The sequence below is a fragment of the Desulfosporosinus sp. I2 genome (assembly GCF_000960765.1).
In the GTDB taxonomy this organism is placed as follows: domain Bacteria; phylum Bacillota; class Desulfitobacteriia; order Desulfitobacteriales; family Desulfitobacteriaceae; genus Desulfosporosinus.
The window spans coordinates 1-8,160 of the sequence record NZ_JYNH01000189.1 but is presented as its reverse complement, the minus strand read 5'-3'; the positions used below and the strand labels follow the sequence as shown (position 1 = coordinate 8,160).

Sequence of the window (8,160 nt, the reverse complement as noted above, 5' to 3'; positions counted from 1 at the left end):
AAACTTGACTTTTTTCTTGATTCAATAAACTTTTTTTAATTTCCTTAAATTTTGCGGCTTTTATAAATTAAATATACCTGGGCAAGAGGAAGAATAATGTTACGTGTTTAGGAGCGTGTGAAGATTAAATCATAGAATGGGGCTTTCCTTGTTCACATTGAATTGAGAGTTAGTTGCATTAGATTTAAAGCAGCTGGAAATAATGTTCATAGAAGTAAATCTCCTAATCTGAAAGATTTGCAAAAGGACTATTTTAGAGGAAAACAAGGGTGAGTTAAAATTTCCTTTTAAACTTACTAACTAGGAGGAGTTAAGTCATTATTCCGTTACGTACTTTTTTGTTAAAAGGTAGTTTGATGTTATTAATCCCATTAATAAATTCAATATATTTACTCCTTAACCATAGCAACGAACATGTTCATACGCTTATTAATGTATTTGATAAAAGTATTCCTTTCAAAAGTTATTTGTTGTACCGTATATAGCATGGTTCGGGATAATTTTTATAGCATTAATCTTGTTTATGTATCAGGATTTTAAGTTATATATATTTAGTATTATCTCAATTATTTTAGGCTTGCTAATAAGCTTCATAATATTTTCTCTATTTCAGACTACAGTTCCAAGACCTGAGATTCTTGGCGATGATATTTCTTCTCAGCTTACTAAATTTATCTATACGTTAGATAACCCTTTTAACGCTTTTCCTAGTATACATGTTTTAACAAGTTATATTATCTTCCTGGGATGTCAGCAGACTAAAGGCCATTTTCCGAAAATTTCATTAGTAATCCAAGGAGATACTATTCTAGTAATCTTAGCGACATTATTCTTAAACAACATACCTGTCTTGCTTAATGATCAATATAAAGAGCTAGAAGTTGCCCTTAGTGCACCAAGTGTCCTTGGCAAAGAAGGTATTCTCCGGCGCTTGCCGCTGAGTATGGATGATGCAGAAAATGAACAGTTTTTAAAATCAGTACAGACTCTCCAAGAATCTGTTCGTCAAGTTAAATTTAAGTAGAATTACCCTAAGATTAACTTTGGTTTCAATATTAGTGAGTCGGGCATGCACCTTTTCCTTCAGCTAATTTTGTTACACGTTTACTAGTTATGATTCAGCCAAAACCTAACAAACTCCATAAGCCGTTTCCCTTCATCGGTCAGTATTTTCCCCCTGCCATGACAATTCCTGCAAACAAAGAACATGGGTTCATCTGGTTGATCCGGAGCTATCTGTTCCACAAGGGTTATTTGCTCTTCCTCTAAGGTTCGAAACGAATCCACAAGACTGCTTTGTATGGTCCAGAACTGCACCCACGTGAAAAAACTATTAAACATATAGACTAAGAGCCAAATATGGGCTCTTTTCTTGGAGAATAGGAGGGGGAAATTGCACGATGCAAACACTACAGGAGAACTTTGCCGACTGTAAAAAATGGATAGAGACACGATGTGGGATATAACCATGATCCCTACAACAGCTCGAAGTGAGCATCAAATTCAAGCGTTCGATCACATGATGATTGTTTCTAACAATAATCCAATTTCCTAACCTGGATACCAAAGATCAGAACGCCTTAGATGAGCTGCTCCCTTGGTCAGCTACCTTACCCATTATCTGTCGAGTTTTTAATAAGAACCTTAAGTCCCCACCGCAAGGTGGGGACTTAAGGCTTCCAATATCTACGACAAAGACAAACTGGATATCCTTATTTACCAAGCGACGTTTCACGCTATCCCTAACATCGTCATCCGATTCCGCAACAGAAATTCTGATGGGGTACCCTTGTTTAAAGTGTAACCGAAAAGGCAGTTCCCTCTAAGAAGGAACTGTCTTTTCGGTATCTAAATGGATAACTTTGGACTATTGATTTTTTTGGTAAGCGTCTTTTAAACTCTGGACCTCTTCTAAGTAGTTTTAGCCTTGGGTTTTTTGATTTAAGTCGTTATTTTGCGTTAAATACCCTAATCGGCTTTCGTAGTGCTTAATGAACCGCCGTATACCGAACGGTACATACGGTGGTGTGAGAGGTCGGCGGAAAAATCCGCCTCCTACTCGATTTGTTGCAGAGGTAAGGAATACGCAAAGATTTGAGAGTGAAGAATGAGTTAAAAACATATAAAAGTGGATTAGGGGCAGACTAATTATAATTATTGTTAATCATTGTAAAAATTGGGGATGAAGAAATGTTGGAAAAGGGAAGTATATCTAGTCGGCAATTCTTTTTTCTAATTCTTACTTTAATTTTAAATGTTTCTCTTTTTAATCTTCCTACAATTATTATCTCTCGTGCGAAACAGGATGTTTGGATTGCCATGCTCATTGCCCTGGGGATTGACGCGGTGGTCGCCGTCGTCCTCTACATCCTCGGACGCAGGTATCCTAATCAAACCATGTTTGAGTACAGTGAGGAGATCTTGGGGAGGTTTTTGGGCAAAGGAGTTGGGTTGATTTTTGCGTTTTTTTTTGTTGACTACTGCTATCGTTTTGCGAATCATAACCGATTTACTGATCACAGCAGTTATGCCTGAAACGCCGAAGACTGTTTTTTATCTTGTTATGCTTATAGTGAGTGCTTATGCGGTAAACGCAGGTTTGGAGCCCATAGGGAGGTTAAGCGAACTGGTTAGCCCGCTGGTCGTACTTGTATTACTATTATCTCTTGCTCTTAATGTTAACCATCTTAAACTCGAAAACCTAAAACCGGTATTTCAACTGAGCATGCGGGAAGATTTACAGAACAGCCTTTTGCCCGGGGGCTTATATGGGATCTGTATCATTATGGGTGTCTTTATGGCTTATCATAACAACCCCAAAGATACCTTAAAAGCAAAATTAGGAGGGGTGGTCACGGGAACCCTTCTGATCATTTTAAATTTATTAATGGTGATCATGGTTTTCGGAGTCAACTTGTGTACCCAATTACAGTTTCCTTTGTACAGCCTTGCCCAAATGATCGAAGTAGGAGACTTTTTTGAACGATTAGAACTATTAGTTATGATTTTTTGGATTGCAGCCGGTTTTCTAAGTATAACCATGCTTTATTATGTTAGTACTCTTGGGTTTGCACAACTGTTAAAGCTGCCAGATTATAAACTTCTTACCCCGTTCATTGGGGTCGCGGTTTTTATCTTAACGATGACAATGTTTCGTAATATTACCGATACTGATGCTCTTTTTGAAGGGATTTTTCCTTATCTTGCTTTATCGGTAGAAGGAGGTTTAACAACTCTGCTTTTCTTTGTCAGCCTCTTTAGGTATGGAAAGAAACCGATTCAGATAAAGAAGAGGGGATAAACAAATGCTAAAAATATTAACTCAGCTTTGGAATTCGGCCAAAAAAAACATCAACCCCCAACAAATAAAACTAAAATTTTGAAAAGCACTCTAGCAGAATCGGTCGATCTGGACTCCCGGCTGGAGGTAAACCTGTCGCAAATCAAAGAACGATTTAAAGGCAGTGTCGATGTAGCGTATCGGGAATTTTCACTCGGCTTTGATCTTAACAAGAAGGCAGGCCTCATTTATATTGACGGTTTGGTCAGCTCGGAAATTACCAATACCTCAATTTTAAAGCCTTTGATGTTTGAGCTTCTTCAAAATGAAGAGCTGAAAAACATGGTGCAGGGGAATTTAGTTGAGAAAATTAAAAATTGCGCCTTACCGAATAGCAGTGTTCGGGAGGCCAAGACTTTTCAAGAAGTGATCGATGGGATTTTGTTCGGGGATACAGCTTTACTATTGGATGATTTTCACACGGCCTTGTTGATCGGGACCAGGGGTTGGGAAGCGAGAGGGGTGGATGAACCAGTTACTGAAGCAGTCGTTCGGGGCCCTCGTGAGGGTTTTACGGAAACGATAGGGGTTAATACAGCACTGTTGCGCCGCAAAATTAAAAATGAAGAGTTGCGTATTGAAAGCTTGAACTTAGGTCGGCAAACTAAAACCCAAGTTTATATTGCCTATATAGCAGGAATCGTCAATAAAAAAATAGTTACTGAAGTAAAAAAGCGCCTTCAAAGGATTGATATTGATGCTATTTTGGAAAGCGGTTATATCGAACAACTGATTGAAGATGCCCCAACTTCGATTTTCCCAACCATTGGCAACACGGAAAAACCGGATATTCTGGCAGCTAAACTGCTTGAGGGCAGAGTAGGGATCTTTGTTGACGGGACACCTTTTGTATTAACCGTTCCCTATTTGCTGATTGAAGGGTTTCAAAGCGCTGAAGATTATTATTCAAGGCCTTATTATTCAACGGTTCTTCGGATGATTCGCTATACCGCCTTTTTTATTTCAGTTCTGTTTCCGGCTCTGTATGTTGCTTTGCAGAGCTTTCATCCGGAGATGATCCCAACGTCTTTGCTCATCAGCATGGCTGGTGCTAGGGAGGGAGTTCCTTTCCCTGCCTATATCGAAGCCTTTGGGATGGGAGTGGCTTTTGAAATCATGCGGGAAGCAGGTGTTCGAATGCCCAGACCGATCGGCCAATCTGTAAGCATTGTAGGTTCTTTGGTATTGGGACAAGCGGCGGTAAGCGCAGGGATTGTTAGTAATCCAATGGTAATTGTCGTGGCACTTACTGCTATTGCAGGTTTTGTAGTTACTGCCCTAACGGATACGATGGCGCTCATGCGGTTATTTTTTTTGTTTTGTGCCGCCAGCCTTGGTTTTTTTGGCTTGTTAATGGGAATGTTGTTCATCAATATTCACCTGATGAAATTACGTTCTTTTGGCATTCCTTACCTATACCCCATGGCTCCAATGAATTTTGAAGAATTAAAAGATGTGTTTATCCGGGCCCCCTTCTGGACTCGAATCTTTCGTCCCGGGCTTTTAAGCAAAAACCAGGTTAGGGGGAGTTCAAGTAAACCGTCACCGAGTAAAAATCAAAGGAATGAGGAATCATGAGGGGAAAGAGTGGAGTTGTGTTCCTCCTATTAATCTTATCCGTTATCCTTTTAACAACGGGGTGTTGGAATCGTAAAGAACTAGACCGGTTAGCAATTGTTGCGGCAGTTGGAATTGATAAAGGAGAAGATCAAAAAATAACGCTTACCGTTCAGGTTATTAAACCAGAAGCACTCAAAAGGCCCTCTTCAGAAGGCGGATCAGGAAAAGAAAAAGGGGTATGGATCATAAAGAGCAGCGGTAATACTATTTTTGATGCGGTTAGGAATTTTGTGGAAAAATCGGGGCGTAAGCTTTTTTTGCCACATACCATGGTTATAGTCATTGGAGAAAAAATGGCTAAGGATGGAGTTATTCCAGTCATTGACTGGTTTCTCCGGGATCATGAAATGCGTCTTCAAACCTGGGTTTTAGTAGCCCAAGGAGAGGCTTCAGAAGTTATCAAGGGTGATTCAGGATTGGAAAAAATCCCGGCCAGTCATTTAGAGCGGATGATTGAAGACTATGGTGCTTTATCGAAAAGCGTATCGTCTAATCTTATGGAAGTTACTAATATGATAACTTGCCAGTCAAGCCATCCGGTTATCGGCAGAATCAGCAAAAATAAATCCGGGCAGGATGACGAAGAAGAACTAATTCTGAAAGGAGCTGGGGTTTTTCGGAAAGATAGGCTGATCGGCTGGCTTAACCCTTTTGAAACCAGGGGATATTTATGGATAAAGGGTAAAGTAAAAAGCGGGGTTATCACCATTCCGTGTCCAGAACATCCGGATCAGTTGATATCTCTGGAAATTATAAAGTCTAAAACCAAGGTAAAACCCAGGCTGGAAATGGGGATGCTAAAATATACCATTGAAGTGGATGTTAACAGTAATCTTGGAGAGCAAATGTGTACTGAAGATTTGGCTAACCCGGAAATGATTGCTGTTTTGGAAGATGAGCAACGCCAAGCTGTTGAAAAAGAAATAGTTGCTTTAATACGGAAAGCCCAGGAAGAATACAAATTAGATATTCTGGGCCTGGGCGAGGCAACTATGCGAGAATTTCCCAAGGAGTGGAATAAGGTAAAGGAGCAGTGGGCGGAGGAGTTTCCTCAAGCAGAAGTTGAGGTGAAGGTTAATTCCAGGTTGTCGCTTACGGGTATGCTGAAAAGTTTAAAAACACTTAAGTAATTACAATCTTTGATTTATTTACTAACTGCAGGACTAAATCCGCTAAAACAATGGCCCGTTCTGCTCTTCATAAATCGAGGTCTAAACTCATAGCCTAGAAAATCAAAAGATGTGATTGGATAATTCTCCTGCCTGCCCTCTTCTTTGCAATAGACTATCTGTGTTTTCTCAGGGTGCAATTCCAAACCACATTCTTTGATACGCTCATCTAGGCTTTTGAGTAGATATACAGCTTCAGCTTTTGTCTTGCAGTGAATCACAGCATCATCGGCATATCGTGCCCAGGGATTCTTCGGGTGTTTTCTGCCCATCCAGACGTCAAACATGTAATGCATAAAGAGGTTAGCGAGCACAGGACTAATGACTCCGCCTTTTGCAAAGCTTTGCATAACGATCCCTGCGGTGTTCCTTTCGTTCGTTCCTTGACTGTTCCATCTGGCATCTGAAATGGAGCCTTAAGCCACCTCGGAATGTATAGGATGACCCAAGGATTATCCGTATGTTTACAGACGGCCTTCATCAGCAATACTTCAAAGCCGGGCGTGCCCAACCAATAAAAAGAGGGACACGACTTGGAATTGCCTGAAGTACCTCTTTATTCAAGACGATGGAAAAATCCGAATACCCCCCCCCCGCGTTCGTCGGTGCCAAACATCGGAAAAAGCAAAGCATCAACTTGATCAATCGCCTCTAAAGCAGACGATGCCAATACCATACCAGGAATAGGAGATGCTTTTTCGTAGCCGACCCCGACTATGTACGCTCCCTGTTTGATAAGTTCAGGAATGAGATAGAGTTCGCGATCATCCCCTCCTATAACAGCTAGGCGAACTCCATTGAGAACCGAAACCATTTAAATGCCCCCTTTATATGTGTGAACCATTAGCTACGTTCAGTATATGAAGGTTGCAAGATTACGGTGCACATTGGTTTAAAACAAGGAAATCGAAGGAGCAGAACGATTTTAATCGCCCTGCTCCTATAGTTATATTTATTTGGTTCAAAGGTCAAGAAACTCATTTTTATTCATAAAACAATTTATTGAATTGATTCGGTATTGCCGCTTGCTGAATTAAAACCCGATGAGTGTGTTGTAGTGGGGCAACGCTAGCCTGAATCATTGCCATAATTGGTTAGCGATTAAACATTGTTTCTTGTCAATGGTGGTAGTTACTGATAGTTTACCTGTGTGCGGTTACGGAGTTCTTGAAGACGGTTCCATTGTTTTTGCATGGTGCTAAACCCTACACCACTCACCTCCCCGTGCTCTGTAGTGTATCTGCTTATCCAAATAAATTATATCACTCAGGGGGAGAAACTTTCATTAAATTTTTGTGCCTTGAGCACAACGAAAGGAATGGAACTTAATATGACGGTTGCTTCTCAGGTAAAACAAACCCTAGCCACTTTAAAAGGAGCTCGTGGTCCATAATTCGCATAGTATAAGGGTATTATCTGACATTAATAAATCTTTATACTATAAAAAAACGACTCAGCCGCAGATACGGCTAAGTCCTCTTAACATTCTGACTACGGGCAACTAACCGCCCAGCCACCTACCCATTTGGTTATATAAACTATTGTTTATATGGCGACCCCGATCGTACTTGAACCGACGATCTCCTGCGTGACAGGCAGGCATGTTAACCACTACACCACGGGGCCGTACTCGTTGTTCTTATATATGTGCACAATCAACTTATCATGTACCTTACCATAATGAAGCGTTAAATTATGGTATAGGGTACTTTCTCGAATAAGATGATAAGGACACAAAAGGAACTACTCTTAAGGTAGTCCCTATGTCTTACCTGGCGATGACCTACTTTCCCAGGGGCTTGCGCCCCAAGTATCATTGGCCCAGGAGGTCTTAACTTCCGTGTTCGGTATGGGAACGGGTGGAACCCCTCCGGCATGATCACCAGATGCGTACTCGAGGTTCGAGGCGCGATGCGCGAGGTTCGAACTCGAATTGTTTTCTGTAGAAAACAAGAGCTAAAGGATTTATCCCTCAACCGCTATTCTCTCAAAACTGCACAGAGTCTGTTATCTAGTAATTGTCTTAAGAAT

General features: G+C 40.8%; 7 protein-coding genes, 1 tRNA gene, 1 rRNA gene and 1 pseudogene. 5 read left to right on the top strand and 5 right to left on the bottom strand.

All coding sequences use genetic code 11. The annotated features are described in order from the left end of the window. Positions 1–523 precede the first annotated feature (523 nt). Positions 524–1,024, top strand: a complete 501-nt coding sequence (locus UF75_RS26610) for a hypothetical protein (RefSeq protein ID WP_052693578.1) — start codon at positions 524–526, stop codon at positions 1,022–1,024. 83 nt (positions 1,025–1,107) lie between these two features. Here the strand turns inward: UF75_RS26610 and UF75_RS23715 are convergent, their stop codons facing one another. Continuing rightward, the gene (locus UF75_RS23715; RefSeq protein ID WP_045576989.1) at positions 1,108–1,341 is read right to left on the bottom strand and encodes a hypothetical protein; all 234 of its coding nucleotides are present in this window, start codon (positions 1,339–1,341) and stop codon (positions 1,108–1,110) included. 816 nt (positions 1,342–2,157) lie between these two features. On the opposite strand from UF75_RS23715, the gene UF75_RS26605 reads away from it, so the two are divergent. The 4 genes from UF75_RS26605 to UF75_RS23700 all read left to right on the top strand — a co-directional run bounded on the left by UF75_RS26605 (position 2,158) and on the right by UF75_RS23700 (position 6,090). Next, positions 2,158–2,535, top strand: coding sequence for a GerAB/ArcD/ProY family transporter (locus UF75_RS26605; RefSeq protein ID WP_052693575.1), 378 nt, complete (start codon positions 2,158–2,160; stop codon positions 2,533–2,535). Beyond that, positions 2,474–3,301 carry an endospore germination permease gene (locus tag UF75_RS26600; protein ID WP_207642501.1) on the top strand — a complete coding sequence of 276 codons (828 nt, stop codon included), beginning with the start codon at positions 2,474–2,476 and terminating at the stop codon, positions 3,299–3,301. The genes UF75_RS26605 and UF75_RS26600 overlap by 62 nt, the downstream gene beginning before the upstream one ends. A 78-nt stretch (positions 3,302–3,379) precedes the next feature. Beyond that, positions 3,380–4,918 carry a spore germination protein gene (locus UF75_RS23705; protein ID WP_052693580.1) on the top strand — a complete coding sequence of 513 codons (1,539 nt, stop codon included), beginning with the start codon at positions 3,380–3,382 and terminating at the stop codon, positions 4,916–4,918. Beyond that, positions 4,915–6,090 (top strand): Ger(x)C family spore germination protein, encoded by a 1,176-nt coding sequence (locus UF75_RS23700; protein ID WP_045576987.1) that lies wholly within the window; start codon positions 4,915–4,917, stop codon positions 6,088–6,090. The genes UF75_RS23705 and UF75_RS23700 overlap by 4 nt, the downstream gene beginning before the upstream one ends. Positions 6,091–6,104: 14 nt before the next feature. On the opposite strand, the gene UF75_RS23695 is transcribed toward UF75_RS23700, so the two are convergent. The 4 genes and pseudogenes from UF75_RS23695 to rrf all read right to left on the bottom strand — a co-directional run bounded on the left by UF75_RS23695 (position 6,105) and on the right by rrf (position 8,016). Further along, positions 6,105–6,479 carry a reverse transcriptase domain-containing protein gene (locus UF75_RS23695; RefSeq protein WP_052693571.1) on the bottom strand — a complete coding sequence of 125 codons (375 nt, stop codon included), beginning with the start codon at positions 6,477–6,479 and terminating at the stop codon, positions 6,105–6,107. A 139-nt stretch (positions 6,480–6,618) separates the two neighbouring features. Then, positions 6,619–6,943: pseudogene (locus UF75_RS23690) on the bottom strand (dipicolinate synthase subunit A N-terminal domain-containing protein); the annotation flags it as partial. A 736-nt stretch (positions 6,944–7,679) separates the two neighbouring features. Continuing rightward, positions 7,680–7,755 (bottom strand) — tRNA-Asp (locus UF75_RS23685). Between the two features lie 144 nt (positions 7,756–7,899). Beyond that, positions 7,900–8,016 (bottom strand): 5S ribosomal RNA (gene rrf, locus UF75_RS23680). Positions 8,017–8,160: the final 144 nt, after the last annotated feature.

What these genes read in the sequence shown, in the direction of transcription:
- UF75_RS26610 (WP_052693578.1), top strand. Translation starts at nt 524, where the DNA reads ATGTATCAGGATTTTAAGTTATATATATTTAGTATTATCTCAATTATT.
- UF75_RS23715 (WP_045576989.1), bottom strand. Translation starts at nt 1,341, where the DNA reads ATGTTTAATAGTTTTTTCACGTGGGTGCAGTTCTGGACCATACAAAGC.
- UF75_RS23700 (WP_045576987.1), top strand. Translation starts at nt 4,915, where the DNA reads ATGAGGGGAAAGAGTGGAGTTGTGTTCCTCCTATTAATCTTATCCGTT.
- UF75_RS23695 (WP_052693571.1), bottom strand. Translation starts at nt 6,479, where the DNA reads ATGCAAAGCTTTGCAAAAGGCGGAGTCATTAGTCCTGTGCTCGCTAAC.